Below are 26,493 nucleotides of genomic sequence, written 5' to 3'. Positions count from 1 at the left end.
ATGCAGCGCTCAGAACGCCAGGCGACCCTGCAGATAGACCATGCGCGGCGCGCCCACCAGCTTGCCCAGGTTGCCGTCCGAGGTGCGCGTGAAGTAGCGCTTGTCGGCGAGGTTGTTGACGCCGGCGACCAGCTCCAGGCCCTTCTGGCCCGGCACCTTCCATTTTACTTGCGTGTTCCAGGTGCGAAAGCCAGGAATCACACCCAGGTTGCCGGCCGGGTTTTCCACCACGGTGTTGGCTTCGTCGGCGAATTGGCGGCTCTGGTGGCTGCTCGACAAATCGAAGCCCCAGGCGCCCAGCTGGTAGTGGGCGCCGACGGTGTCCGTGGTGCGCGAATAGAACGGCACGTCATTGCCCGCGTTCGCGCCATCTTGCAAGGTCGCCTTGGTGTAGGCGTAGCTGGCGTAGGCGTTCAAGCCGGCCAGCGGGCCGGACTTGTCGAAATGGTAGTCGACGGCCGTTTCCAGGCCCCGGTGATGCGTGGCGCCCACGTTGTAGAAGACGACGTTTTCGCCGCTGCCGACGGACTGGATCTGGTTGTCGAACTTGATGTTGAACAAGGTCGCCTCGGCCGACAGCTGGCCACTCTTCCAGCGCGCGCCCAGCTCGGCGGTTTTCGCCAGTTCCGGCTGCAGCGGGTTCTTGCTCGACTGGGCATTGAGCTGCGTGTTTTGCACGGCGCCAAACGAGCTGTTGTAGTTGCCGAACAGGGTCACGTTGTTGCTCAGCAAGTAGGCCACGTTCAGCGAGGGCAGGGCCTTGTTGTTGAGTAGTTCGATCTTCTGGTCGACCGGCAAGTGGTTGTAGCGTTCCGTCTTGATGTGTTCATAGCGCACGCCGGGCGTGATGCGCCAGGCGTCGATGGCGATCTTGTCGTCGATATACACGGCTTGGGCATCGGTGGCATTGTCGGCGAAGCGCGTCGGCGCCTGCCGCACGCCGCTGGCGATGACCACGTTGTAGATGGCTTCATCGGCCCGCTCGGCCAGGTAGCGGTAGCCGACGGTGATGTCCTGTGTGACCTTGCCGGTAATAAAGCGCTGCGTGTAGCGGGGCTCGATGGCCGTCGTTTCATAGTTGCGCGGCTGGTGGCCCAGGCCTTTCAGGTTGGCGCTGATCAGCGTGCTTTCGCGCGAGCTCTTGTTGTAGTAGGCGCGCACCTCGAATTCCTGCGTGCCGGACAGGGCGTTCAGGTAGCCGATGTCAAAGGCCTTGCGCTCGCCGCTCCAGAAGTCGGTCGGGCGCGTGTTCTGGAACGGGTCGGCCTTGTATTGCGCCGCGGTCAAGCCGCCCGGCGTGCGCGACGTCACGTCGTAGTAGGACAGCTTGGCGTACACCTCGGCGGTGGGGCTCAGGTCGTAGCGCAATTTCAGGGCGAAGTCGTTGACCTTCTCGTCGCTGCCGACGCGCCAGTCGCTGCCGCGGATGCCGGAATACAGCACCGCCAGGCCCAGGCCGCTGTCGAGCTGGGTGCCGGCAAACACGCTGGCCTGCGTGTTGTGGCCCACTTCGCTGTACGTGTTGTAGCGCACGGTGGCGTCGCCCGTAACGCCTGGCGTGGTGGGCACGCGGCGCGTCTTGAAGTTGATGATGCCGCCCACGTTTTGCGGGCCGAAGCGCACGGCGCCGCCGCCGCGCACCACGTCGACCGTCTCGACATTGGCCAGGCTGACGGGCGCGAACGACAGTTGCGGCTGGCCATACGGCGCGACCGACATCGGGATGCCGTCCAGCAACACCGTGCTGCGTGGCGAATAGCGTCCGGCCAGGCCCCGCACGCCGATGTTGAGCGAGATGGCGCTGCCGGCGCTGCCCGAGTTGTCGCTGATCTGCACGCCGGGAATGCGGCGCATCACGTCGCTGAGGCTGGCCGCGCCCGAGTTTTCGATGTCATCCTTTTGCACCACCGTGCGGGCGCCGGCGAAATTCTTCGTGCTGGCGGCCATGCTGGTGCCCAGCAGGTTGCCGCTGACCTGGATTGATTCCAGGATGGGGCCGGCGCTATCGGCTGTACTGGCGCTATTGGCATCTTGCGCCCGCGCGGCGAGGGACGCGCCCAGGCAGGCGAGGGCGATGGCCAGCGCGCACGGGCGCAGGGAAAACGGCAATGGGGAAAAAGTGGCGGCCATGCATGGATCTCCGTAATGACAATGTTTGCGCGTTCGCTCAGGCGGCGCGACAACATCGTGGCGTAGGCGTCCGGCGCAAGGGGATAAGAATGATAATGATTCTCATTTTATCCGTCAATTGCGCAAACTGCGTAGGGCTGGCTTTCTCCGCGCGGGGTGGGGAAGTGTTGCTGGCGCGGTACAGCGGGGTGCCTGGATTGCTGCTTGGCACCATTGCTCGGGTGCGGCGGCATTGCGCGCGCTTCTTGTATACTGCCGTTTTTGCAGCCGTCAGACGTGAAGGTACAATGAGCCAGACAACTGAAACGACACCAGGCAGTTCCTCCATGGAACGCCGCCAGGACGACCAGCCGGCAAGTGCTGCGCGCAAACTTAATCTGCTGGTGGTCGACGACAACCAGGAAGTGGGCGAATCGCTGGCCATGCTGCTCGAAGCGCTGGGCCACCACGCGGTGGTGGTGCGCAACTGGCAGATGGCCGTCGAGCAAGTCAAGCTGTGCGTGCCCGACGCCGTCTACCTCGACATCGAAATGCCCGGCATCAGCGGCATCGAAATCGGCCGCCGCCTGCACCACAATCCCGAAACGGCCAACGCCGTGCTGATCGCCGTCACCGGCCACAGCCTGCCCATGTACATGGACGACGCGCTGGCCGTGGGCTTTCGCCACTTCCTTGTGAAACCCGTGCGCCTGGACGACCTGGCGACGACGGTGCAGTCGGTGCTGGCGGGGTAGTCTTACCGCTGCCACGCCTGATGGGTGGTCAGGTGTTCAGCGCTGCGGCGCGGAATTGCAAACCGAGTGCATGCATCACCTTCAAAATGGTGTCGAAGCTGGGATTGCCTTCGCCGGACATGCTGCGGGAGAAGAGGGCTGATGTTGCCTCATGCATGTGCGCGGAAATGAAAAAAGGGTTACAAGCCGAAGCATGTAACCCTTTTATTTACCGCTAATTCTGTGGGGTGGCTGATGGGGCTCGAACCCACGACAACAGGAATCACAATCCTGGACTCTACCAACTGAGCTACAGCCACCACTGTCTTACTTACCTGTTTAGCTGTTTTTCTGAACAGGTGCCGAATTATACAAAGAACTCGGCGAAGTGGCAAATCTAAATGCAGTCTTTTTTAAAGAATCGAAAGATTGCATGAAAACGGTCGCTTTTGCTCACACCGCTCATACGGACAGGTGTGTGACGGGCGGCTGCAAGTCCAGCAAACCGGCGAAGGCTTTCGCCAATGCTTCGACCCTGGCCGTCGTGTAGCCCTGCAACTGCGGGGCCTCGTTGTCGATGCGGCGCAGGCTTGCCGCGTCGAGCAAGCGGGCCAGCTGGCGCGCCACGGCGTCGCCTGTGTCCACCAGGGTAATCTGTTCCTGCGTATGCGCGCGCACCGTGCGTTCGATGGCGTCTTGCACGAACGGGTAGTGCGTGCAGCCGAGCACCAGAGTGTCGACGCCTTGCGCCAGCATGGGCGCGATGTAGCGTTCCAGCATGGCGCTGGTGGCGTCCGTCGGATCATTGCCCAGCTCGCACTGCTCGATGCGGTCGGCCAGGCCGATGCAGGGCTGCAAGATGAACGTGGCGCCCGTGGCGGCGCTTACCTGTTCGCGCAGGGCCAGCAGCTTGTCGCCGCGCAAGGCGCGTTCCGTGGCCAGCACGGCGATCTTGCCGTTGCGGCTGATGGCGGCCGCTGGTTTGAGGCCCGGTTCGACGCCGACGATGGGCAGGTCGGGGTAGCGCGCGCGCAGCGCCTTGATGGCGGCGATGGTGGCCGTGTTGCATGCCACCACCAGTGCTTTCGCGCCTTGCTGCAATAAGAAGGCGGTGATCGCCAGCGAACGATCGACCACTTGCTGTTCCGTCTTGTCGCCATACGGCGCATAGCCGGAATCGGCAAAGTACATCAAATCTTCCTGCGGCAGCTGCGCGCGGATATGGCGCAGCACCGACAGGCCGCCCACGCCGGAATCAAAAATGCCGATGGGCGCGTCCTGGCGGGCAATGCTTGCAGTAAAAGTCATAGGGAACCGTTGAAGATAAAAAAACGCCGCGCTGATGTTGCCGCGCGGCGTCTATGGTAGTGCTTGTTTAAGCGACCGTCACGGGAATCTTGCTGACGCTATTGAGTTGCTCGATCTTCGCCTGCCACTCTTTCGGACCCGTGTTGTGCACCGACGTGCCTTTCGCATCCACGGCCACCGTCACCGGCATGTCGACGACGTCGAATTCGTAGATCGCTTCCATGCCCATGTCGGCAAAGCCCAGCACCTTGGCGTGCTTGATGGCTTTCGATACCAGGTAGGCGGCGCCGCCCACGGCCATCAGGTAAGCCGACTTGTGCCGCTGGATCGATTCGATGGCGACAGGGCCACGTTCTGCCTTGCCGATCATGGCGATCAGGCCCGTCTTTTCCAGCATCATGTCAGTGAACTTGTCCATGCGCGTGGCGGTCGTCGGACCGGCCGGGCCGACGGCTTCGTCGCGCACGGGGTCGACTGGCCCCACGTAGTAAATGACGCGGTTCTTGAAATCGACCGGCAACTCTTCGCCCTTGGCCAGCATGTCCTGGATGCGCTTGTGCGCGGCGTCGCGGCCCGTCAGCATCTTGCCGTTCAACAGCAAGGTCTGGCCCGGCGTCCACGAAGCGACTTCTTCCTTCGTCAGGGTGTTCAGGTCGACGCGCCTGGATTTTTCCGTGTCCGGCGTCCAGTGCACTTCCGGCCATGACGACAGCGACGGCGGCGTCATGTAGGCAGGGCCGGAGCCGTCCAGCACGAAGTGACCGTGGCGCGTGGCGGCGCAGTTCGGGATCATGGCAACCGGCTTCGACGCGGCGTGCGTCGGGTGCATCATGATTTTCACGTCGAGCACGGTCGTCAGGCCGCCCAGGCCTTGCGCGCCGATGCCCAGCGAGTTGATCTTGTCGCACAGCTCGATACGCAGTTCTTCCAGTTTATTCTGCGGGCCGCGCTGTTTCAGCTCAAACATGTCGATGTCTTCCATCAACACCTCTTTTGCCATCAGCATGGCTTTTTCAGCCGTGCCGCCGATGCCGATGCCCAGCATGCCTGGCGGGCACCAGCCGGCGCCCATGGTCGGCACGGTTTTCATGACCCAGTCCACCAGCGAATCGGACGGGTTCATCATGATCATCTTGGATTTGTTTTCCGAGCCACCGCCCTTGGCGGCGACTTTCACGTCGACGGTATTGCCTTCGACCAGTTCCATGTGCACCACGGCTGGCGTGTTGTCCTTGGTGTTCTTGCGGTCGAAATGCGGGTCGGCCACGATGGAGGCGCGCAGCTTGTTGTCGTCGAAGTTATACGCGCGGCGCACGCCTTCGTTGACGGCGTCGGTGACGGTGCCGGAGAAGCCTTCGAAGCGCACGCCCATGCCGATTTTCAGGAAGACGTTGACGATACCCGTGTCCTGGCAAATCGGACGCTTGCCTTCCGCGCACATGCGCGAATTGGTCAGGATTTGCGCGATCGCATCTTTTGCCGCCGGGCTTTGCTCGGCCGCGTAGGCGCGCGCCAGGTGCTCGATGTAATCAGCAGGGTGGTAGTAGCTAATGTACTGCAACGCTGCGGCGACGGATTCGATCAGGTCTTCTTGCTTTATGACAGTCATGGTGTTCTCGCGGTGGATAAGAAGGGTAAGACTTTGATGCTGTTTGCTAATCAGTATGGGAGCGCCGGAACTTAATGGGGTGCCCGGGCCTGGTTCTGCGTCACCGTCATGATGCGGTCCGTGTACGCAATCGCCATCGCCGACAGGATGAAGACCATGTGTATCACCGTTTGCGCGATGATCACTTCGATCTTGTACGAGTTGGCGTTGATGAAGGTCTTCAGCAGGTGGATGGATGAAATGCCGATGATGGCCATCGCCAGTTTCGTCTTCAGCACGGACGCATTCACATGCGACAGCCATTCCGGCTGGTCCGGATGGTCGTCCAGGTGCATGCGCGAGACAAACGTTTCATAGCCGCCGATGATGACCATGATCAACAGATTCGAGATCATGACCACATCGATCAAGCCCAGTACCACCAGCATGATGGTCGCTTCATTGAGCTTGGTCGGCAGGGCGCTGCCCGGTACGGCCACGGCCGTCAAGACGTGCTGCAGGGCCGCGTCATTGCCGAACACGGCGCCGATCAGGTCCGACAGTTCCACCCAGAAGTGAAATACGTACACGCATTGCGCAAGGATCAGGCCCAGATACAGCGGCAGCTGCAGCCAGCGCGACATGAAGATGAAGGCGGACAGGGGATGCAGTTTGCTATGGGAGGGCTTTTGTGAGTGGTCGATCATCTGGAGTTTCCTGGGGGTAAATACCAATTTTTGGTATGCCCGACATTTTACACTTGCTACTGATCCCTGCGCATGCCCTCGATCTGGATTCTTGGCCTTGATGAAACACAAAGCGAGCTCATCTAATTGACTTGTTATCAGTTTTTCCATCCAGAATACTGGGCGGCGCGCGCTTGACGCCCGTCGCCGGTGGCGATTATGGTTAGAATGGATCGTGGAAAACGCTGCATGTAAGGCGTCCGTAAGACAGCAGGAATATGGTGTTACCAAACAATTACTACACTGGAGACTAGCATGGCCGCTATAGAGAACCAAGGGCAGGGCACTGAGCAGCAGGGACCGGAAGAGTCGCGCGTATTTCAACCGTCGGCAGCATTTGCCGCACAGGCAAGGATTTCCGGCATGGACGCCTACCGCGCCATGGTGGCCGATGCCGAACGCGACTACGAAGGCTTCTGGGCCAAGCTGGCGCGCGAAAACCTGAGCTGGAAAAAGCCGTTTACCCGCACCCTGAACGAAGACAACGCGCCGTTCTACAAGTGGTTCGAAGACGGCCTGTTGAATGTGTCCTACAACTGTCTGGACCGCAACATCGAAAATGGCCTGGGCGACAAGACGGCCATCATCTTCGAAGCGGATGACGGCACCGTCACCAAGGCAACGTATACAGAGCTGCACGAAAAAGTCTGCAAGTTCGCCAACGGCCTGAAAGCCAAGGGCATCGCCAAGGGCGACCGCGTCATCATCTATATGTCGATGTCCGTCGAAGGCGTTGCAGCCATGCAAGCCTGCGCGCGCATCGGCGCCACCCACTCCGTGGTGTTCGGCGGCTTCTCGGCGAAATCCCTGCAGGAACGCATCATCGACGCTGGCGCCGTGGCCGTCATCACGGGCGACGAGCAATTGCGCGGCGGCAAGAAGCTGCCATTGAAATCCATTGTCGATGAAGCGCTGGCGCTGGGCGGCTGCGAGTGCGTGAAAAACGTCATCGTGTACAAACGCACCGGCAGCGATCTGCCGATGGTGGCTGGTCGCGACATCTGGCTGCACGACCTGGTCGAAGGCCAGAGCGCGCAATGCGAGCCGGAATGGGTCGATGCCGAGCATCCACTGTTTATCTTGTACACCTCGGGTTCCACCGGCACGCCGAAGGGTGTGCAGCATTCGAGCGGCGGCTACCTGCTGTGGGCCGCGCTGACGATGAAGTGGAGTTTCGACATCAAGCCTGACGACGTGTTCTGGTGCACGGCCGACATCGGCTGGGTGACGGGCCACAGCTACATCGCGTATGGCCCGATGGCCGTGGGCGCCACGCAAGTGGTGTTCGAAGGCATCCCGACCTACCCGAACGCGGGCCGTTTCTGGGAAACCATCAAGAAGCACAACGTCAGCATCTTCTACACGGCGCCTACGGCCATCCGTTCGCTGATCAAGGCAGCCGACGTGGACCCGAAAGTCCATCCAAGCAACTACGACCTGACCAGCCTTCGTTTGCTGGGTACGGTTGGCGAGCCGATCAATCCGGAAGCGTGGATGTGGTACTACAAGCACATCGGCGGCGAGAAATGCCCGATTGTCGATACCTTCTGGCAAACGGAAACGGGCGGTCACATGATCACCCCGTTGCCAGGCGCCACGCCGATGGTGCCCGGTTCCTGCACCCTGCCATTGCCGGGCATCATGGCCGCCATCGTCGACGAAGCGGGCCACGACGTGCCGAACGGCCAGGGCGGTATCTTGGTCGTAAAACGTCCATGGCCATCGATGATCCGCACGATCTGGAACAACCCCGAGCGTTTCAAGTCCAGCTATTTCCCGGAAGAACTGGGCGGCAAGATGTACCTGGCAGGCGACGGCGCCATCCGCAACAAGGAAACGGGCTACTTCACCATCACTGGCCGCATCGATGACGTCTTGAACGTGTCGGGCCACCGCATGGGCACGATGGAAATCGAATCGGCCCTGGTAGCCAACCCGCTGGTGGCCGAAGCGGCCGTGGTTGGCCGTCCGGACGACACGACAGGCGAATCGATCTGCGCCTTCGTGGTGCTCAAGCAAGCGCGTCCGACGGGCGAGGAAGCGAAACGACTGGCGCTGGAGCTGCGCAACTGGGTCGGCAAGGAAATCGGCCCGATCGCGAAACCGAAGGAAATCCGTTTCGGCGACAACCTGCCGAAAACCCGCTCCGGCAAAATCATGCGCCGCCTGCTGCGCGTGCTGGCCAAGGGCGAGACGATCACGCAAGACGTCTCGACCCTGGAAAACCCGGCCATCCTGGATCAGTTGAAAGAAACGTCTTAATAACCCCAAGCAACATCCGGGGTCAGACCCGCCGGGTCTGACCCCAGCAGTTACTGGGCTGGGTGTTTCAAACTTTTACCCCAGGGTAAATAACTTTGGCAGTCTGTAGAATCTTTGCTATAATCTGCGGCTTCGCGACAAGCGATATGCAGTACACAATGTGAGCAAGCAAGACGCGCGCATTGCCTTCAGGAGAGATGGCTGAGCGGCTGAAGGCGCACGCCTGGAAAGCGTGTATAGGGTAATACTCTATCGGGGGTTCGAATCCCCCTCTCTCCGCCACGGATAGTAATTAAGTAAGATCAGGACGTCTCAGGAAGTCCCTCAAAAACCGCTTAGAGCCTTGATTCTAAGCGGTTTTTTCGTTTCTGGACGTTGCACAGCGTCCCAGGATATCCACCTCAAGTAGGCGCAAGTTTGGGGGCTTCTCGTACTCAGCCATTGCCGCTTGCCCCAAAAATTCAAAAAAACGACTATATTGATCTTTACAGCATGCCGCGCAGGAGGTTTGCCATGCCAAAGATCATTGCTCCGTTGACAGACTTACTCATCCGCAACGCCAAGCCACGCGAGCGGCCATACAAAATGTTCGATGGTGACGGCATGTACCTCGTCGTCGCGCCAACCGGTTCCCGCATCTGGCGTTTCAAGTTCCGGCAGGCCAATGGCAAAGAGAATACGCTGACGTTCGGCCCTTACCCGGAAATTACCCTGCAGGATGCACGGGAAAAGCGTCTGGCGACACGCCGCCTGCTGCTGCAAGGAATCGACCCCGCCAAGCATCGCGACGACGCCAAACGCCTGGCAAAGGATAAGGCGTCCAACACGTTCGAAAAAATCGCGCGCGAGTGGCACGGCAACAAAGTGCCGACGTGGAGCGAACGCACCGCCAAGAACACCATCCAGCGCCTGCAAGCGGACATCTTCCCAGCCATCGGCCGCATGCCGATCGATGAGATAAAGCACCGCGATCTGATCGCCGCACTGCGCAAGATCGAGGAACGTGGCGCAAGTGAAGTCGCCCATCGCCTGAGAGCGGTATGTGCGTCAATTTTCAGCTACGCGATTCAATGCGGATTCACAGAGCGCAATCTGGTCACCGATATGAAGGATGTGTTGAAGACCGTCCGGGCCGGACACTTCGCCGCCATCAGCGCCGACGAACTACCGCAGTTTCTGGCCATTCTGGACCGCAACGAAGCACGCATGTTCGCGCCGACCCGCATTGCGCTGCGGCTGATGCTGCTGTGCTTTGTGCGTACCAGCGAGTTGATCGAGACGCCCTGGAGTGAAATTGACTTGGAGCGTGGCGAGTGGATCATTCCATGGCAGCGCATGAAGCGCGGCAAGCTGACCGTCAATCCGGATATGACCAACCATCACGTATGCCTGTCGCGCCAGGCGCTGGAGCTGCTGCGCGAACTGCATGCGATCACGGGCCGCAGCAGGTACCTGTTCCCGAATCAGCGCGACCACGAAAAGCCGATCAGCAATAACACGATACTGGTGGCGCTTGGACGCATGGGATACAAGGGCAAGATGACCGGCCATGGCTTCCGGGCGCTGGCCATGAGCACCATCAAGGAGCGCCTGGGCTACCGGCATGAAGTCGTGGACCGGCAACTGGCACATGCACCAAAGGATAAGGTGGCCAGCGCCTATGACCGGGCGCAGTTCCTCGCGGAACGGCGCAAGATGATGCAGGATTGGGCCGACTACATCGATGCCGTCAGCGGCAAGGGAGCGCCGCCGCAGTCGCCCAGATTAACGCTGGTCAGCGGTGAATTTAGCCGGGATGGCGGAACAGGAGGGCACCATGTCTAAGTATGTACTGCGCCTCACGGATGCGCTTATCAAGCAAGCTGCTCCGAAGGACAAATTATATAAACTTTCCGATGGGGCCGGTCTGTACATCGAAGTGCAGCCCAGCGGCAGCAAGATCTGGCGCATGAAGTATCGCCAGCAAGGCGGTGGTGAAAGCGTTCTGACTTTTGGCCGGTATCCCGAAGTCTCCATCTCCAAAGCCCGCGAACACAGGCTTGCAGCGCATCAGATGCTGGAGCGGAAGCAGGACCCGAGCACAGAATTCAATCGAGAAAAATTGCATCCACTGCCAAAGCCTATTGCAATCGACGAAATATTCGATGAGCCGGAGTGGGGCCATGTGCAGACCAGTGTTCTGCGGGCGACCCTGCTCGCTATCCGTCACCTCGAAACCGCCTTATTTCCTGCATTGGAGCGGGAGCGCATTTCCATCAGTGAAGCACAGGATAGCATCCAGCAAGCAGCCATTCGGCAAATTGAACAGGACGGTTTGCAGGTCGTTTCCCGACACCTGGAGGGTGTCGCGACGGCGCTCGCTGCCAGCTATTTACGTAACGGTATGAGCATGGACCAATTGGTCAGTGCGACGAAGGAGTCAAGGAGGCGGGTACGGCGCGAGTCCGACAGCGTGCATTAGCTATTGGAGTCTTTGTCCGGGTCCCAATTCTGCGCACTACCAAAAGCGCACTTGATGAAACGAACCGCTTGCAAACGTCGTTAACCGGCATAAAATGAAGCTCTCTTATGTGGGAATCGCTCCCACGAGGGCATGCATCGAGCATGTCCCTATGCTTAGCGGCATAGGCGTTGCGGTCGTTACCCGCCACCATGATACATAGCAGTTTCTGCTAGATTGATCGCCGGGCCATGCAGAAGCATGCACATCTCGGCACGATAAAGCGCTGCCTTCAGCGTCTTCATATCCCACAATCCGCAAGACGGATTGCCTGGATGATTGCGCCCGATGGGCGCTTCCTCAAACAGGAGCAAGACTCCTGCCCCGATTGGTTCGCATGCCCCACGAGGTAGCGCACCGTATGAAGCACAGCATGGCTTTGCCGCAAGCCGCACCGTCAGCAGAAATGCCAGCGATGCGATGCCATCGCGGCTGCCGCCAGCGCGTGCGCTTCAGAGTCGCCAGTATCGTCACCGCGAGTGCGATGCTGGCATGTATGCCGTCACATGCCATGGCTACGTGCGCGCGTCGTTACTGGCGGCGTGCTGCCAGTGACGACGCGCCGCCGACGGCATAGGCCCAGGCGGCAAGTACAGAGCGTCTGCGTGACGGTGCTCAGTGACGAGGCCAGATGCCTCTCCATCGCAGGCTAGCCTTGCGATTTCCTTCGCCCGCTACGGGCTGATTAGTTGAAGTTGATCCGTGCACGATGTGCACTCCATGGACCCTGGGTGATTGGTCCCCGCTGCGGCAGCTCCCTCCGGGAGCGCGCAGCGGTGCCACACGCGCATGCGGCGCGGGCACGCAGTAACAGCAACCGCATACACGGGAGTGGTGTCCCGAGGCCCTTGATTCAACCTTTTCTGCTGAGGCAGTGAGGGTGGCCAGAAACACTTACCAGACAGGATTACACCACGCGGCATCGATGTGAAAACCAAGGATCGAAGGGATGACTTTGCCATGCGCGACCTGAACTACCAGCTCAAGCAACTGTGTCACCGCAACCGGGATGGCAGTTTTGCGACGCAGGCCGACCGCGAGCGCCTATTAAACCTGTGCGCCAACGACTTGGCGGAACGGGGCTTCCAGCATATGAGCGTGGACAGTCTGAAACCGAAGCATGTGGCGGCGCTGCTAGACAAGTGGAAGCAGGATGGCGTCAGTACCGGCACGATCAAGAATCGCATGAGCGCCTTGCGCTGGTGGGCCGAGAAGATCGGCAAGGAGAACATCATTGCGCGCACCAACGGCGAATATGGCATCGCGGAGCGGGTGTTTGTCACCAATGTCTCGAAGGCGAAGGTGCTTGATGCCGACACGCTCGCCCGCGTGAACGATCCTTATACGCGCATGTCCCTGCAGCTGCAGGCGGCGTTTGGTTTGCGGCGCGAGGAAAGCATCAAGATCAAGCTGGGGTGGGCCGATGGCGGGAACATTCTGCGGCTGCAGGATAGCTGGACCAAAGGCGGAAAGTATCGCGAGGTGCCCATTGCCACCATGCAGCAGCGCGCCGTGCTTGATGCGGCCAAGGCGCTGGCGGGAAAAGGCAGCTTGATTCCGGCGCAGTTGCGGTATCGGGACCAGTTGAACCGCTTTCGTGCGCAGTGCGACAAGGCTGGCCTCCATGGCGTGCATGGGCTGCGCCATGAGTACGCGCAGCAGCGCTATGCGGAGCTGACTGGCCGACCTAGTCCAGCCAGTGGCGGCCCGACGTCGAGGCAGCTGGATGCTTCGCAAAAACTCGCAGATCAAGCTGCGCGGCTGAAGATTTCAATGGAGATGGGGCATGGGCGTGAGCAGGTCACCTCCATCTACCTGGGGAGATGACGGCCCGCCTGTAGCAGGTCCGCAGTTCATGGAACAGAAGATATGCCAGGGGCAGCAATGATGCTGCCGGAACTACCGGGGAGAGGCGGCATGACTCTCCATTGTTTGCTGTTCATCAATCGAAGGAGAATCTTATGACCACGACTAAAAAATTCCTCCGCTTGCCTGCGGTAATCGAGGCCACCGGCTGGTCCCGCGCCACAATCTGGCGCAAGGTGAAGGCAGGCGTGTTGCCAGCTCCTATTCCCATCGGACCCAAGTCTGTTGCCTGGGACGCAGAGGAAATCGCTCTATGGCAGCAGCGCTGTATTGACGCTAGGCGTGGAGTCGCTTGAGTGGGAGTTAATAGTGGCTGGATTGAAGCGCCCCACCTCGTAAGGCGTCATGTGGTGGGCCTACCGGCCTTCTCTGAATCGTCCAACTGCTGCCGCTGCGCGGCGGCCCCGCGCGCCTGTGGTTCTATTGGGTATCGATTGAGCATGCTTTTACGGCGTCCAATGCATCAGGCTGTGTCCGAATGGCGGACCTGACTCTGGGGGCCTTAAAAGTGTTTTGCTGTGTGCGGCGTGAGCGAGCCTGCGCCCGTTGCGATCGAATCGTTCAGAGAACTGCTCCCAGTCGACCGATTGAGCGCGGCATCGCCGCGCCAGTGCCGTTGTACGCAGCAGTCTGGCGTGCGGCACAAGTCGGCTGCAGGATATGGTTGACTTGGGCTGTGCACGCAAGCTGTCGGCTGTGAGCGCTGGGTACTGGAATAGCTGTCAAGCTGATCTGAGAATCGCTAGCCGCTTCAATGAGGATATTCACTTTGACTACGCAGGGCAGGGTGTTACGTGCCACTATGCAACGATGTGACTTCCAATAACCTTACATTTGTTGACAATAATGCACATCTGTGGCCTGCTATAATTCCGTGCAAAGTTTTTGCACGGTACTGCTCTTGTTCAACTCGCGTATCGCACAAGGATAATAATGGCCACTCCCGCCGACAGTGAAGCACTTGCTCAGGTTGATGATACTGCTTTGCCTACCTCAGAAACAATACCAGAGCTATCGACATCGCCTTATACCTTAAGAATATCTCGTTTAACTGTTGATAAACTTGGAGTCAAGTTATACGACAAGGTAAGCGCTGTGGTAGCTGAGCTAGTTGCAAATGGTTATGATGCTGACGCTGAAAATGTTGTAGTTCGGCTACCGATAAATATTCAATTAGCCAGCAAAGCGGGGCGTGAATTGACGGATCTTAGTTATGCCATCGAGGTTCAAGATGACGGGCACGGTATGACACCGGCAGAGGCAATTTCATTTTATTTACGTATAGGCGCAGATAGAAGAACTCGCACGGATCAAGATGGGAGTAAATCTCGCATTAAGAAGCGGCCGGTCATGGGGCGGAAGGGCATTGGTAAGCTAGCACCATTTGGAATTTGCCGTCGAATTGAGGTTTTGTCTGCTGGGGGGGGGGGCGCACTGAACGTGGCTTTGCTGTAACGCATTTCTTTATGGATTTTGATCGTATTGTGCGAGATGACGATGACACAGTACCATTAGACGTTGGACCCGATGATCAGGGATGGAGTGAGAAGTCAGGAACTACAATAAGAATGACATCGTTTCTGGCAAAACGAGTTCCTGATTTAACTACTTTTTTACGTCAGTTGGCATTCCGTTTTACTTTTGCAAGAAGTGATTTTAATGTTCAGGTAATTGACTCGTTATCCGAAGATAAGCTTCCAGTAAAAGTAGATCCATTAAATATTCCACTTTTGCCAGGGACGCGAATAGATCTCGCGGATCGCCCTGTTATTACAGATGAAGGGGTGGCGCTGAAAGTGTCTGGCTGGCTGGGAATGGCGAAGGATGCCTATAAAAATGAAGAAATGACAGGCGTGCGTATATATGCCAGAGGAAAGATTGCTGGAGTCACACGCGATTTTAATCAACCTTCTGGGTTTACCGGGGAATTTGCGGTGCGCTCCTATTTGGTTGGTCATGTTAATGCTGAATGGCTGGATTTGGATGATGGTGATGATTTGGTTCGTACCGATCGACAAGACATCCTATGGGATTCTGAATACGGTCAATTACTACGTCAATGGGGCGCGGATGTAATCCGTGAAATCGCATCTAAATCTAGAGAGCCGAGACGCATCCGTGTTCGGGATGAATTTCTAAAGCGCTCGAAGATTGAGGAGCGAGCAAAAAATAGATTTGGTGATAAGCAGGTCGCAAAGGTCGCAGTCGAGTTGGCTAAAAAATTTGGTGGGTTTGCCGCAGAAGATGAACTTAATGACGATATATATGTTGAGGATCTATCGCTTATAATTTTATCGGTCGCTCCTCATCAGGCATTAATGGAGGCATTCCACGAGTTTACGAACCACGTAACCGCTGGCCAAACTTCTATCGATCAGATGGTAGATATTTTTGATAAGGCTCAAATAGCAGAATTGGCATCTTACGCTCAAATTGCATCTCAGCGTGTGAGAGTAATTAGTGAATTAGAGAAAATAATAGATGAAACATCAGATGAGCTTCAGTTTCAAAGATTGTTGGAGAAGGCGCCATGGCTAATCGAGCCTTCTTGGACGGTAATCAGTAAAAATCAGTCTCTCAAAAACTTTAAAAGTTCTTTCGAAAAATATTGGAAAAAAGAGACTGGGAATGATATAGTTCTAGCCATTGATTACGAAAATAAGCGCCCTGATTTTACTCTTGTTAGTGTTGATGGATTGCTGCACATTGTTGAAATAAAAAAGGCTGGACATAAGTTTGATGACGCTGATTTTGATAGACTAATTAATTATGTTGAGGCATTTGAGAAGTTTTTTGAAGAGAATCAATTTGTTGTTGCTGATTTCCGCAGGGGGTGGCGTATAGATTTTATTGCTGATGGGGTTGACGTTAAAAAGGCACAAAATAAGCGCGCTTTTACTCAGATTTGTGATGCGGGCCATTTATTTAGGATGACATGGCGAGATTTTTTAATAAGAACGAAAAAAGTGCATGAGCAGTTCTTGGATGTTCACGACTTAAATAGTAGTTTAAAGCAAGGAAAAGCTGTATGAGTTCGTTTAAAGCGGTAAGTCTTTTCTCAAACTGCGGTGCCGGTGATGTAGGTTACCGTAGCGCAGGATTTCAGTTTGAGGTTATGGCTGAACTCGACCCAGATCGTTTAGAGGTCTGTCTTTTAAATCATCCTGGAGCATCTGGAGTGCCCGGTGATCTGCGTAAGACTTGGGCCACTGTTGTGAACACGTATCGAGAGCGGGCGGGGGATGAGCGTCCTGCATTGTTGTGCGCGTGCCCACCCTGCCAGGGAATGAGTTCTGCAAGGTCTGGAATGGGAAAGCATGATGATGCCGATGCTGGTTCAAAAGATGAACGAAATTTGCTTGTGACCGTTATTGCCAAGGTCGCTAAAAAATTACAGCCATCATTAATTGTTGTCGAAAATGTTCCTGCTTTTTTTTCGAGAAAAGTAAATCACCCAAAGGATAAAAACCCAGTATCAGCGGCAAATTTTTTAATTTCTTCATTATCACGGGATTATGTGGCGTTCCCGTTAAGTGCTGATTTAAGCGATTTCGGTATTCCACAATCTAGAAACCGAGCGTTCCTTACCTTTGTGAGAAAAGATGTTGCAGGGCTACGCGAGCTTTTAAGATTAAACCGCGCACCTTTCCCAAGGGCTACTCATTCGATAAGTGCAGGCTTGGCGCCTCATGTTTCGATAGCAGAGGCGTTAACAAGTTTTAGGCTTCCTATGTTAGACGCTTCTACTAAAGGCTTGGCGCATGCTGAGGAGTATCGCGGATTTCATTCAGTTCCAGTGTGGAGCGAGCGGATTTATGCCATGGTTGCCGCGATACCACCGGCATCGGGGAGAAGCGCGTGGCAGAATTCTTCATGCTATGTTTGCGGTCCTGTGGAGTGTGGTGAGGAAACAGTTTTATGCCCTCATTGCAACGATCCTTTATTGCGACCAATCGTCCAAGAAAAAAATGGAACTTATCGTTTGGTTAAGGGTTTTAAAAGTAGCTATCGACGTATGCATAATGATCGACCTGCGGCGACGATTACAACCGCTAGCGGACACATTGGTAGTGATTACACGATTCACCCTACACAAAATCGGCTATTGAGTACTTTGGAATGCGCATTGCTTCAGACCTTCCCTAAAGACTTTCAGTGGGGTGATGCACTAGAAAGGCTTGGGCATACGAATGTTCGGGAAATGATTGGCGAGGCCGTTCCCCCAGGCTTTACGAAATTGCACGGTCTAGTGTTGTTGGGAATATTGAAACACCTCTGGACGCGTGCTCCTATCACTCAAGATGATGAGCGCTGTGAGAAGGGGTGGTCTGCGCTTAAAGAGGCTGCAAAAAAAGACAACCGGCAAGATCCTCGCAAATATTTCAATTATAAGAACCCCGTTATTAAACGCCCTTTTGCGCAATGTACCGTCGTTGTTGCTGCTTAGTTGATAAATACTATAAATAAAAGGTAAAACGATGACTTCGAGCGGTGAAACTATTATTAAAACTTTTAAGCTGGAATTTTCTAACCGAGTTATTGAACACCTTGGTATCAAGCTGTATCAAAATAAACCGACTAACGTTGTCGCCGAATTCCTATCAAATGGGTGGGACGCTGACGCGACAGAAGTAAACATTGAGCTAAAAGCTAAGGGTAAGGATGGGCATCCTATTGTCGTGATTACTGACAATGGACGAGGTATGTCTCGAGATGAGCTTACCGATGAGTTCTTAATCATCGGCAGGAATAGGCGAGCTGATCCTACAGCTCGCACGCCGGGTGGAAGAACTCCGATGGGGCGAAAAGGAATCGGTAAGCTTGCCGGGTTTGGTATCGCGAGAACTGTCGATATTCTTTCTTCACCCAATGGAATTGTCCGTAATGGTAAGCCTGACGACGATCCTAAGTTTTATTGGCTTCGTTTTTCTTTAGAGGACTTACTTGCTAAGTCCGCATCTGCTTTTGCAAGTACCTATGAACCTAAAGTTATTGCGGATGGGGTAAATTTTTCAGATTTTCAAAAAATCTTACTGTCTGAAAATCAAGGCGATGTCTTTGATCATTTCCTAGATAGTGTAAAACTAGGCGGTGGAGGTGTATGCGTATTTTTAAGTAATACTACCCTAAAAAAAGCAATGAATACCGAATCATTGTTGCAGTCAATGGGTAGGCGCTTCACGGTTTCTACTTTACGTCCTGATTTTGTAGTTAAGGTCAACAATAGAATAATTACTCCTGAGCAGGCTTTGCCTCCGTTGCATGAATTTGGCTTTGGAGATTGGAACAATCCGGTAGAGGAAATGATCGTTGTGAATGGAATTGATCGTAAGGTCAAGTATTGGATTAAGTTTGTGAGTTTACAGGGATCTGATTGGTCAATTGAAAATGCAGGTATTGGGGTTTATGCGCATGGAAAAATTGCTCAAGATAGACCATTCTTCTTTGGTAGCAAAGGCAAAGAAATCCTTAGTCGTTATCTATATGGCGTTATTGAGGCAGATTGGCTTGATGAGCTGCCAAGCGATGTTGTCTCGACTGATCGTCGATCTATCGACTGGGATACAGATGACACGATTCAATTCCATGAGTGGGGCAACACAAAAATATCCTCGTGGCTAGAAGAATTTCGTAAGTGGCGTGCTAAGTGTCAAGACCGGCCTGGTTATATACGCGTTTAACGAATAATTCCGGCTTTTTCTCCTGCCATTTCTTCATCGCCTGAATCGGTGTTGCGTTATCCAAGGCGCGCTGGGGAATGTTGTGGTTGTAGATTTTCAGGTAATTGCGCAGCGTCGATTCCAGTTCGGCCCGGGAGCCGAAACGAGTCTGGTTGACGACCTCGCTGATACGGCCATTGAAGCGTTCGACCATGCCGTTGGTTTGCGGGTGACGCGGCGGAATCAATCGATGTTCGATCACCAATTGCTTGCACAGCACGTCAAAGACATGCTTGCCGCTCGGGATACGGTCGCCGCTGACAGGGTCTTTTTTCTTGCTGGTAAAACGGTCGGTGAACTGGCTGCCGTTGTCAGTGAGTAGTTTGACGATGGTGATCGGGCAAGCATTTTTCAGTTTGAGCAGGAAGTCGGTACTGCTGCTGTCGGACTGGTTGGCATAGATTTCCATGAAGACCCAGCGTGTGGCGCGGTCAATGGCGACGAACAGGTAACGGCGTTCGGTTTCATCGAGCATCTGCGGTAAGTACTTGATATCCATATGTAAAAAGCCCGGCTCGTAGTCCTTGAACGACTTTTTGGTAACCGGTTTGTCGTCTTCGAGTGCGGCCATTTTAAGCAAACTGGAGACACCATGGCGCCGCAAGCAGCGGCCCAGGGCGCCACGCGAAAGCGCCGGGTTGACGAACTCACGCGCCACCGCCAGCAAGTCGTCGGTGGGCAAAAGCAAGGTGGTGCGTAGCGCGATGACGACCAGTTCCTGCGCTGGCGTCAGCGTCGTATGCATGGTGTGGGGCCGGTGCGAACGGTCCTCGGCGCTGTCGCGGTTCTGCCATTTACGGATCGTCAGGCGGCTCACGTTATAGCGCTCGGCAAGCTCCCGTTGGGGCAGTGTCGAGTTGCGGATTTCTTCCCGGATCAGGTGGGTGGTGCGGGCTCGGCTGTGAAGGGCTTGGGTCATGGCGCTGGCGGTGAGGTGACAGGAATCAACAGTGTACTCAACAGGCGCCTGGCTTTGAAGTAGGGCAAGCTGCGAATAGGAATATGATCACCCAATTCTAAACAGCTAAGCAACCAAAGAAAGATATAGTAGATAGGATTCGTTTGGTCACACCTCGATCGACGCTTACTGGTGCCGAGGAAGAGGCCTTAGCTGAACTTTTAAGCGATGTTTTACCAAGCCTCGCGAATGATGAAGAGGCAAAAAATCGCACGACGAAGAGTTTTACCGAGGCGTGGACGCATGCTCCTACGAGACTATTAACAAAGAATCTTTGGACGAAAATATTTTCTTCGCTCGATTCCGAAACCGCAGTCTTCGCTGAGCTAGTTGAAAGTTTACGAAAAAGTATGGTGCCTGAAGCTATGGGGCTTGCAGTTACGATGGCTCAGCGTGTAGCCGCTATTACGGTGATGCGGCGCATGATCGAAGAAGATAAGACCGAAACACATTTGCAGCGTTTAATCGAGGTATTTCCGTGGCTGTTAGGGCCGCAATGGGAACGTTTAACAGCTAATCAGGAAATTAGGACTTTAGTTACTAAAAAACATAAGCCGGATGAGGCATTAGGCGAATGGGCGTTAACTAGCCAAAAAATAAACTTAAAACCAGATTTCGTATTTTTAAGTGATCCTGGTGCACAAAAAGAATTTATTGTTTTTGAATTGAAGGGGCCAGAATCCGGTAAAACACTCCAACCTGTAGAGTATGATCAGCTGGCAGAGTATCTAAGGATTATTCGGGCCGTATATACTGATCGGAACATTTTAGTTAGAGGTGTTTTAGTCGGACATGATAAGGGCGGATTTGAAGAGCATGATAAACGTATTGAAGTACGTACATGGACTGAGGTGTTAGTTGAAGCGCGCAACTTACATCTTTCGTATCTTCAAGCGCTTCTTCTTGCTTCTGATCCCGGGGCCTCAGATATACGCCTTCAACAGATTGCAGATTTTGGCGGTAAGGAAACTATGGAACTTCTATCAAGGCTGGCGCCAGTGGGAGAGTTTCCAATGGTCATTACAGATACGTTGCATTTGCTCGATGGCAAGCCTAGTTAACTGTAGAGATTGAGAAAAAATTGACGCGAGTTTTATCCAATAATATATTTTAGGGTTGCGTTTCCTGTAATTATTTATCGCACGGAGACAACTTGCTCGTCATATAGATGAAGCCCTGAAAGTAAGAATGATGCGACGATTTCTTGCCAGATAGGGCTCGCCATCACCATCGCAATAATAATAAAGTTGGCACTTTGGCGAGAATTTTCTAGATGGATAATGATACCAACTAGGGAATGTCTTCCACGAGTAAAATTTTTTACTGATCTTCCCTTAAAATCACATATTCAAAGTCCTCCAGCGAAATTGAAGAGTAATCTATGCTTTCCAATGCATTGTTCATATTTATTTTGTAGCCAAGTGAGCGAAAAAAGTCTGCGTGGGTTTTTGGAATTTCTTTGCCCGATGATCCATCATGCCCAGTTCCGCTAATATTGACGGAATAAAGTTCTGCACCATTTCCATTTTTTCGCGCATAAACGTGTGCATGTTTTTCAGTTTTAGTATTTGTGTTGCCAGCATCCTGTCTATAGGAATTTGATGTGTTTGGTATTGTCTTGTAGGTTTGGTGTTCGAGCGCGAAGGTCAATTCAGAAAGGATTTTTTTGCGCTCATTTATTTCATTCAGTTCACGCAATAATTCCATTGGTTTTCGGCGCATTTTACAGTCCTTTTGATTATTGATGATTGCTTAAATGGAATCTTTTTTTGGGATGGCCATCCATATAGCTTCTTCAAGCTGCTAGGGATTCTAGTACTATCAGAAGAGTTGCCGCTGAGAACTACTACCTGTGTCGAGGATAGCATAAAGATCTGTTTTAAGAGTTACTTTGGTTTGGTTAAGACCTTGCTTATGGCGGTCTTTAAAAAACCTGCACCCGCTGGCCTCAGCCGGTAAGATTCCGGCGTTATCTAAGCCGGCAAGTCCCCACGATTATGAAGCCCCGGATCAGCCTGTTTGCCTAACATGAGAACGAAGATCAACGTACAAAAATCGGTGACCCGCCGGTCGGCTTAACCAAGCACATGGACTGCGAGGCGATGGCCGGCGGCATCAATGTGGCGGCGCAGAGCCCATCGCCAGCCTATGATGGCCGTCCTCCATTCCGACGTCCTGGTGCTCCAGCGGGGCATATTTGGGGGCATGTTCCGGCGTTGGTCGGGGAAAATGCAAAGCGTAGATCTGGATCTTTCTACGATGCGTATCCCCCTCTCGGGTCGCTGCTAGCTTCGCTGCCAGCCGGCTGGGCTGAGACTGGCTTGGCACGCGGGCGCGGTTTTACATTATTCCCCCTCAAACGTTATCCCATCTCAATTCCCCATATTTTTCCCTAATGTATCGTAAGCCTCTCCCACAAAGCTAGGAGAACCCCATGTCCTACACCTACACCAAAGTCGACGACCTGGAAAAAACCACCATGGTCGGCAACCATCAGTGCGTCGCGCTGGTCCGCCACTACGCGGGTGCGCCTGCCACGTTGGCCTGGAAGCAGGGGGAAGTAGTGCTGGGAAATCGCTTGCTGCGCAAAGGTACAGCCATTGCCACGTTTATCAACGGCAAGTATGCGAATCAACAACATGGCAATCACGCGGCCCTGTATATAGGGCAGGCGCTGGACGGCATCCTCGTCATGGATCAGTGGAAGGGCAAGCGCCCGCCTCTCGTTACGTCGCGGACCTTGCGTTCCAAAGGCCGTTACAAGAATGGCTTGTATATCGATCCCAGCAATAATGCCGACGCTTTTTTCGTCATCGAATAGGGGAGCATCGATGCAACATCAACGTTTGCTGGCCGGCGCCGCCTGCTGCCTATTCCCCGTGTTCGCGCAGGCTGCCATGCCCGCCCCCGCCCCCGCCCCCGCCGCCCATGCTTGCCCGGACAGCGTGCCTGCGGCATCGATCAGCCTGAATGCCGTGCCGGCTGGCTGGACGCCGTATATCGGCAGCCCACTCTACCTGAGCGCCGCGGCGCCGATCGACGGCGCACCGCAGCGCAGGGGGCAGCTGGTGCCGAGCGGGGAGCGCAAGAACAAAGGGCAAACGACGCTCAGCTACCGTCTGGAAGGCCGCTATCCAGACGGCAAGTGGTTGCAATGCAGCTACGGCGTGCATGGGGAAGTCACGCTGTCGAGGAGAATGGACGACAGCGTCAGCCTGTGCCAATTCACCTACAGAAAAGGCCGCAAGGCCGGGCAGAACGAGATCGATATCGATTGCCGGTAAGTGAGTTGGTATCGGCGCTATTGCTGGGGGGACCGCAGGCCGCAAAGCCCGATGCGACTGCGCCTGTGCATGTCGGCTTACGCGTTCGCTAAGCCGACCTACGAAATTGTCGCCTGCCCGAGCGCAGACGCAAAAAAAACCCGCCGAAGCGGGTTTTTCACTCTACAGTCAAGCCAAAAACTTAGAACTGGTTCATGGTGTTGTCTTTACCAGCCGCCTTCAGTGCCGCTTCGCCGCTGAAGTAATCCTTGTGATCGTCGCCGATGTCCGAGCCGGACATGTTTTGATGTTTCACGCAGGCGATGCCCTGGCGGATTTCCTTGCGCTGCACGCCGGCCACGTAGCCCAGCATGCCCTGGTCGCCGAAGTATTCCTTGGCCAGGTTGTCGGTCGACAAGGCGGCCGTGTGGTAGGTCGGCAGGGTGATCAGGTGGTGGAAGATGCCGGCTTCGCGGGCCGAGTCGGCCTGGAAGGTGCGGATTTTCTCGTCGGCCGTGATCGCCAATTCCGTCTGGTCGTATTCCACGCTCATCAGCTGGGCGCGTTCGTAGGCGGACACGTCCTTGCCGTCGGCCTTCATGATGTCATACACCTGCTGGCGGAAGTTCAGGGTCCAGTTGAACGATGGGCTGTTGTTGTACACCAGCTTGGCGTTCGGGATGACCTTGCGGATTTCGCTGACCATGCCGCCAATTTGCGCGATATGCGGTTTTTCCGTTTCGATCCACAGCAGGTCGGCGCCGTTTTGCAGCGAGGTGATGCAATCCAGCACGCAACGCTCTTCGCCGGAACCGGCGCGGAACTGGAACAGGTTGCTTGGCAGGCGTTTTGGACGCAGCAGCTTGCCTTCGCGCTTGAGGATGACGTCGCCATTGCCCAGCGCGTCGGCCGACACTTCTTCGCAGTCGAGGAAGGAGTTGTATTGGTCGCCCAGGTCGCCTGGTTCATTGGTGACGGCGATCTGCTTGGTCAGGCCGGCGCCCAGCGAATCGGTGCGGGCAACGATGATGCCGTCGTCCACGCCCAGCTCAAGGAAGGCGTAGCGGATGGCGCGGATCTTGGCCAGGAAGTCTTCATGTGGCACCGTGACTTTACCGTCCTGGTGACCGCATTGTTTCTCGTCGGATACTTGGTTTTCGATCTGGATGCAGCAGGCGCCCGCTTCGATGAACTGTTTTGCCAGCAAATAGGTGGCTTCGGCATTGCCGAAACCGGCGTCGATGTCGGCGATGATGGGCACGACGTGGGTGATGTGGCCGTCGATCTTGGCCTGGATCGCTTGCTTCTCAGCACCTTGGGCCGCGTCCAGCTGGCGGAACAGGCCGCCCAGTTCGCGGGCATCGGCCTGGCGCAGGAAGGTGTAGAGCTCGCGGATCAGGCTGGTGACGGCGGTCTTTTCATGCATCGACTGGTCTGGCAGCGGGCCGAACTCGGAGCGCAGGGCGGCGACCATCCAGCCGGACAGGTAGAGGTAGCGGCGGTCGGTGCTGTTGAAGTGCTTCTTGATGGAGATCATCTTCTGTTGACCGATGAAACCGTGCCAGCAACCGAGCGACTGGGTGTACTTGGATGGGTCCGCATCGTAGGCAGCCATGTCGTTGCGCATGATCTTCGCCGTGTAGCGGGCGATGTCCAGGCCGGTCTTGAACTTGTTCTGGGCGCGCATGCGGGCGGCGGACTCGGGATTGATGGCGTTCCAGGCGCTGCCTTGTTGGTCTTTCAAACCAGCAACAGCTTTGATGTCGTCTTGATATTGGGACATGTGAATCTCCTAAAAAGAAAAGCTATGTTTGAGAAAATCGCCGAGTGCGCCACAACGTCTTGTCGAAGCAAACTGCATGACTAAATAGTAGGCCGATTCGCGCCAATGTTCAAGTCTTATATAAGACATATAACTTAAATTAAGTCTTTGTTTTTCAATGGCTTAATTATGATTTTTCAGGATGTGAAATGAATTTTCAAAAAGTGAGAGCATCAATGGTTGAGTCTGCTGTTTGAAATTTCGCGATGTGAAACGCCTTTTCAGAATTTGGTGCAGCGCGACAAATCGGGGCGAAAAAAAACCGCCCGAAGGCGGCTTGGGGCGCAGGCGGCGCGTTTATCGTCCCACGGTCTGCCGCTGATCCTTGATGAACAGGGCCGTCAGCATGCCCACCACGCACACGCCGATCACATAATAGGCGGGGCCCAGCACGTTGTTTTTCAGCATCAGGGTCACGACCACGGGCGTCAGGCCGCCGAAAATCGCGTACGACAAGTTGTAGGAAAACGACAGTCCCGAGAAGCGCACCTGCGCCGGAAACGCTTGCACCAGCACGTAGGGCACGGCGCCGACGACGCCGACGCACAGGCCCGTCATCGCGTACAGGGGCAGCAGCAGGTCGGGGCGGCTGCCGATGGTGGTGTAGAAAATATACGTGGAAATGGCCAGCAGCACGGAGCCGACGAAGATCACGCGCTTGCCGCCCAGGCGGTCGGCCAGCATGCCGGCGATGATGCAGCCGAAGGCCAGGCACAGGGTGGCCACGGTATTGGCCACCAGCGTGGTGCGCGGCGCGATGTGGTGGATCTTTTGCAGCAGGGCAGGCGTCATCAAAATGACGACGACGATGCCGGCCGACAGCATCCAGGTCAGCAACATCGATACGACGACGGCGCCGCGGTGGCTGCGCAGCACGGATTTCAAGGGCATTTCCGTGGACAGCGCCTTGCGTTGCTGCATTTCCGCAAAGACGGGGGTTTCATGCAGCCAGCGGCGCAGATACATGGCGCCAAAGCCGAAGAGGCCGCCCAGCAAGAACGGATAGCGCCAGGCGCCATCGGTGATTTCCGCCGGCGTGTAGACGGTGTTCAAGCCCGTCGCGACGAGCGAGCCGAGCAGAATGCCCACCGTCAGGCCGGCCGTCAGCACGCCGCAGGCAAAGCCCGTGAAACGGCTCGGTACGTGTTCGGACACAAACACCCAGGCGCCCGGCACTTCGCCGCCCACGGCCGCGCCCTGGAAAACGCGCATTAAGAGCAGCAACAGCGGGGCGGCCAGGCCGATGCTGGCGTAGGTGGGCAGCAGGCCGATCAGCAGGGTCGGCACGGCCATCATCAGGATGGACAGGGTGAACATGCGCTTGCGGCCGAGCAAGTCACCGAAGTGGGCCATGACGATGCCGCCCAGTGGACGCACCACGTAGCCGGCGGCGAAGATGCCGAAGGTTTGCAGCAAGCGCAGCCATTCCGGCATTTCCGGCGGGAAGAACAATTGGCCGATGGCGTTGGCAAAGAAGACGAAGATGATGAAATCGTAGAATTCCAGCGCGCCGCCGAGGGCGGCCAGCGACAGGGTCTTATAGTCTTGTTTGGTGAGGGGACGGCTTGCGGCGTTGATGGCGGCGGTGTTGGAAGTAGGCATGTGTCTCGTTCTTGT

The 26,493-nt window shown here is 55.5% G+C and carries 21 protein-coding genes and 2 tRNA genes; 14 read left to right on the top strand and 9 right to left on the bottom strand.

Annotation, left to right across the window (positions count from 1 at the left end; translation table 11 throughout):
* Positions 1 to 9 precede the first annotated feature (9 nt).
* On the bottom strand, positions 10 to 2,130 hold the full coding sequence (locus tag KY494_RS12350) for a TonB-dependent siderophore receptor (protein ID WP_219891132.1): 2,121 nt from the start codon (positions 2,128 to 2,130) through the stop codon (positions 10 to 12).
* A gap of 287 nt (positions 2,131 to 2,417) precedes the next feature.
* On the opposite strand from KY494_RS12350, the gene KY494_RS12345 reads away from it, so the two are divergent.
* Positions 2,418 to 2,864, top strand: coding sequence for a response regulator (locus tag KY494_RS12345; RefSeq protein WP_219891131.1), 447 nt, complete (start codon positions 2,418 to 2,420; stop codon positions 2,862 to 2,864).
* Positions 2,865 to 3,087: 223 nt separating this feature from the next.
* Here KY494_RS12345 and KY494_RS12340 read toward each other — a convergent pair.
* The 4 genes from KY494_RS12340 to KY494_RS12325 form a co-directional block, all read right to left on the bottom strand.
* Positions 3,088 to 3,163, bottom strand: a tRNA-His gene (locus tag KY494_RS12340).
* Positions 3,164 to 3,305: 142 nt separating this feature from the next.
* Positions 3,306 to 4,151, bottom strand: coding sequence for a glutamate racemase (gene murI / locus KY494_RS12335; protein ID WP_219891130.1), 846 nt, complete (start codon positions 4,149 to 4,151; stop codon positions 3,306 to 3,308).
* A 67-nt stretch (positions 4,152 to 4,218) separates the two neighbouring features.
* The gene (locus tag KY494_RS12330; protein ID WP_219891129.1) at positions 4,219 to 5,760 is read right to left on the bottom strand and encodes a fumarate hydratase; all 1,542 of its coding nucleotides are present in this window, start codon (positions 5,758 to 5,760) and stop codon (positions 4,219 to 4,221) included.
* Between the two features lie 71 nt (positions 5,761 to 5,831).
* Positions 5,832 to 6,446 (bottom strand): YqhA family protein, encoded by a 615-nt coding sequence (locus KY494_RS12325; RefSeq protein WP_071079162.1) that lies wholly within the window; start codon positions 6,444 to 6,446, stop codon positions 5,832 to 5,834.
* A 294-nt stretch (positions 6,447 to 6,740) separates the two neighbouring features.
* Here KY494_RS12325 and acs point away from each other — a divergent pair, with 294 nt between their 5' ends.
* The 10 genes from acs to KY494_RS12275 all read left to right on the top strand — a co-directional run bounded on the left by acs (position 6,741) and on the right by KY494_RS12275 (position 18,794).
* Entirely contained in the window at positions 6,741 to 8,747 is a 2,007-nt protein-coding gene (acs, locus tag KY494_RS12320) for an acetate--CoA ligase (RefSeq protein WP_219891128.1), read from the top strand.
* 191 nt (positions 8,748 to 8,938) lie between these two features.
* Positions 8,939 to 9,029: transfer RNA gene (locus KY494_RS12315), tRNA-Ser, on the top strand.
* A gap of 231 nt (positions 9,030 to 9,260) precedes the next feature.
* The gene (locus KY494_RS12310) at positions 9,261 to 10,571 is read left to right on the top strand and encodes an integrase arm-type DNA-binding domain-containing protein (RefSeq protein ID WP_219891127.1); all 1,311 of its coding nucleotides are present in this window, start codon (positions 9,261 to 9,263) and stop codon (positions 10,569 to 10,571) included.
* Positions 10,564 to 11,208: a DUF4102 domain-containing protein gene (locus tag KY494_RS12305; protein WP_219891126.1), complete on the top strand. Its 645-nt coding sequence runs from the start codon at positions 10,564 to 10,566 to the stop codon at positions 11,206 to 11,208. Before KY494_RS12310 ends, KY494_RS12305 begins: the two co-directional genes overlap by 8 nt.
* Positions 11,209 to 12,207: 999 nt before the next feature.
* A complete protein-coding gene (locus KY494_RS12300; protein ID WP_219891125.1) occupies positions 12,208 to 13,074 on the top strand; it encodes a phage integrase N-terminal domain-containing protein in 867 nt (288 codons plus the stop codon).
* Between the two features lie 134 nt (positions 13,075 to 13,208).
* Positions 13,209 to 13,409 (top strand): AlpA family transcriptional regulator, encoded by a 201-nt coding sequence (locus KY494_RS12295; RefSeq protein ID WP_219891124.1) that lies wholly within the window; start codon positions 13,209 to 13,211, stop codon positions 13,407 to 13,409.
* A 637-nt stretch (positions 13,410 to 14,046) separates the two neighbouring features.
* On the top strand, positions 14,047 to 14,568 hold the full coding sequence (locus KY494_RS12290; protein ID WP_219891123.1) for an ATP-binding protein: 522 nt from the start codon (positions 14,047 to 14,049) through the stop codon (positions 14,566 to 14,568).
* An 11-nt stretch (positions 14,569 to 14,579) separates the two neighbouring features.
* A complete protein-coding gene (locus KY494_RS12285) occupies positions 14,580 to 16,145 on the top strand; it encodes an ATP-binding protein (RefSeq protein ID WP_219891122.1) in 1,566 nt (521 codons plus the stop codon).
* Positions 16,142 to 17,560, top strand: coding sequence for a DNA cytosine methyltransferase (locus KY494_RS12280; protein ID WP_219891121.1), 1,419 nt, complete (start codon positions 16,142 to 16,144; stop codon positions 17,558 to 17,560). Before KY494_RS12285 ends, KY494_RS12280 begins: the two co-directional genes overlap by 4 nt.
* Before the next feature lie 31 nt (positions 17,561 to 17,591).
* A complete protein-coding gene (locus tag KY494_RS12275) occupies positions 17,592 to 18,794 on the top strand; it encodes an ATP-binding protein (protein WP_219891120.1) in 1,203 nt (400 codons plus the stop codon).
* Here KY494_RS12275 and KY494_RS12270 read toward each other — a convergent pair.
* Positions 18,757 to 19,752, bottom strand: coding sequence for an IS481 family transposase (locus tag KY494_RS12270; protein ID WP_219887543.1), 996 nt, complete (start codon positions 19,750 to 19,752; stop codon positions 18,757 to 18,759). The two genes, KY494_RS12275 and KY494_RS12270, sit on opposite strands and share 38 nt — an antisense overlap.
* 143 nt (positions 19,753 to 19,895) lie before the next feature.
* Here KY494_RS12270 and KY494_RS12265 point away from each other — a divergent pair, with 143 nt between their 5' ends.
* The gene (locus KY494_RS12265) at positions 19,896 to 20,852 is read left to right on the top strand and encodes a hypothetical protein (protein ID WP_219891119.1); all 957 of its coding nucleotides are present in this window, start codon (positions 19,896 to 19,898) and stop codon (positions 20,850 to 20,852) included.
* A gap of 259 nt (positions 20,853 to 21,111) precedes the next feature.
* Here the strand turns inward: KY494_RS12265 and KY494_RS12260 are convergent, their stop codons facing one another.
* A complete protein-coding gene (locus tag KY494_RS12260; RefSeq protein WP_219891118.1) occupies positions 21,112 to 21,513 on the bottom strand; it encodes a hypothetical protein in 402 nt (133 codons plus the stop codon).
* A 712-nt stretch (positions 21,514 to 22,225) separates the two neighbouring features.
* Here KY494_RS12260 and KY494_RS12255 point away from each other — a divergent pair.
* Positions 22,226 to 22,612 (top strand): BPSL0067 family protein, encoded by a 387-nt coding sequence (locus KY494_RS12255; RefSeq protein ID WP_219891117.1) that lies wholly within the window; start codon positions 22,226 to 22,228, stop codon positions 22,610 to 22,612.
* 10 nt (positions 22,613 to 22,622) lie between these two features.
* Complete coding sequence (locus KY494_RS12250; RefSeq protein ID WP_219891116.1) at positions 22,623 to 23,075, top strand: STY0301 family protein; 453 nt, start codon at positions 22,623 to 22,625, stop codon at positions 23,073 to 23,075.
* A 181-nt stretch (positions 23,076 to 23,256) separates the two neighbouring features.
* On the opposite strand, the gene KY494_RS12245 is transcribed toward KY494_RS12250, so the two are convergent.
* Positions 23,257 to 24,837 carry an isocitrate lyase gene (locus tag KY494_RS12245; RefSeq protein ID WP_219891115.1) on the bottom strand — a complete coding sequence of 527 codons (1,581 nt, stop codon included), beginning with the start codon at positions 24,835 to 24,837 and terminating at the stop codon, positions 23,257 to 23,259.
* Positions 24,838 to 25,173: 336 nt separating this feature from the next.
* The gene (locus KY494_RS12240) at positions 25,174 to 26,478 is read right to left on the bottom strand and encodes an MFS transporter (RefSeq protein ID WP_219891114.1); all 1,305 of its coding nucleotides are present in this window, start codon (positions 26,476 to 26,478) and stop codon (positions 25,174 to 25,176) included.
* Between the last annotated feature and the right edge of the window lie 15 nt (positions 26,479 to 26,493).

Origin of the sequence: Janthinobacterium sp. PAMC25594 (assembly GCF_019443505.1) — a bacterium.
GTDB lineage: Bacteria > Pseudomonadota > Gammaproteobacteria > Burkholderiales > Burkholderiaceae_D > Janthinobacterium.
The sequence above is the reverse complement of the archived record's forward strand: the minus strand, read 5'-3'. Positions and strand labels throughout refer to the sequence as shown.

What these genes read in the sequence shown, in the direction of transcription:
- KY494_RS12350 (WP_219891132.1), bottom strand. Translation starts at nt 2,130, where the DNA reads ATGGCCGCCACTTTTTCCCCATTGCCGTTTTCCCTGCGCCCGTGCGCG.
- KY494_RS12345 (WP_219891131.1), top strand. Translation starts at nt 2,418, where the DNA reads ATGAGCCAGACAACTGAAACGACACCAGGCAGTTCCTCCATGGAACGC.
- murI (WP_219891130.1), bottom strand. Translation starts at nt 4,151, where the DNA reads ATGACTTTTACTGCAAGCATTGCCCGCCAGGACGCGCCCATCGGCATT.
- KY494_RS12330 (WP_219891129.1), bottom strand. Translation starts at nt 5,760, where the DNA reads ATGACTGTCATAAAGCAAGAAGACCTGATCGAATCCGTCGCCGCAGCG.
- KY494_RS12325 (WP_071079162.1), bottom strand. Translation starts at nt 6,446, where the DNA reads ATGATCGACCACTCACAAAAGCCCTCCCATAGCAAACTGCATCCCCTG.
- acs (WP_219891128.1), top strand. Translation starts at nt 6,741, where the DNA reads ATGGCCGCTATAGAGAACCAAGGGCAGGGCACTGAGCAGCAGGGACCG.
- KY494_RS12310 (WP_219891127.1), top strand. Translation starts at nt 9,261, where the DNA reads ATGCCAAAGATCATTGCTCCGTTGACAGACTTACTCATCCGCAACGCC.
- KY494_RS12305 (WP_219891126.1), top strand. Translation starts at nt 10,564, where the DNA reads ATGTCTAAGTATGTACTGCGCCTCACGGATGCGCTTATCAAGCAAGCT.
- KY494_RS12300 (WP_219891125.1), top strand. Translation starts at nt 12,208, where the DNA reads ATGCGCGACCTGAACTACCAGCTCAAGCAACTGTGTCACCGCAACCGG.
- KY494_RS12295 (WP_219891124.1), top strand. Translation starts at nt 13,209, where the DNA reads ATGACCACGACTAAAAAATTCCTCCGCTTGCCTGCGGTAATCGAGGCC.
- KY494_RS12290 (WP_219891123.1), top strand. Translation starts at nt 14,047, where the DNA reads ATGGCCACTCCCGCCGACAGTGAAGCACTTGCTCAGGTTGATGATACT.
- KY494_RS12285 (WP_219891122.1), top strand. Translation starts at nt 14,580, where the DNA reads ATGGATTTTGATCGTATTGTGCGAGATGACGATGACACAGTACCATTA.
- KY494_RS12280 (WP_219891121.1), top strand. Translation starts at nt 16,142, where the DNA reads ATGAGTTCGTTTAAAGCGGTAAGTCTTTTCTCAAACTGCGGTGCCGGT.
- KY494_RS12275 (WP_219891120.1), top strand. Translation starts at nt 17,592, where the DNA reads ATGACTTCGAGCGGTGAAACTATTATTAAAACTTTTAAGCTGGAATTT.
- KY494_RS12270 (WP_219887543.1), bottom strand. Translation starts at nt 19,752, where the DNA reads ATGACCCAAGCCCTTCACAGCCGAGCCCGCACCACCCACCTGATCCGG.
- KY494_RS12260 (WP_219891118.1), bottom strand. Translation starts at nt 21,513, where the DNA reads ATGCGCCGAAAACCAATGGAATTATTGCGTGAACTGAATGAAATAAAT.
- KY494_RS12255 (WP_219891117.1), top strand. Translation starts at nt 22,226, where the DNA reads ATGTCCTACACCTACACCAAAGTCGACGACCTGGAAAAAACCACCATG.
- KY494_RS12250 (WP_219891116.1), top strand. Translation starts at nt 22,623, where the DNA reads ATGCAACATCAACGTTTGCTGGCCGGCGCCGCCTGCTGCCTATTCCCC.
- KY494_RS12245 (WP_219891115.1), bottom strand. Translation starts at nt 24,837, where the DNA reads ATGTCCCAATATCAAGACGACATCAAAGCTGTTGCTGGTTTGAAAGAC.
- KY494_RS12240 (WP_219891114.1), bottom strand. Translation starts at nt 26,478, where the DNA reads ATGCCTACTTCCAACACCGCCGCCATCAACGCCGCAAGCCGTCCCCTC.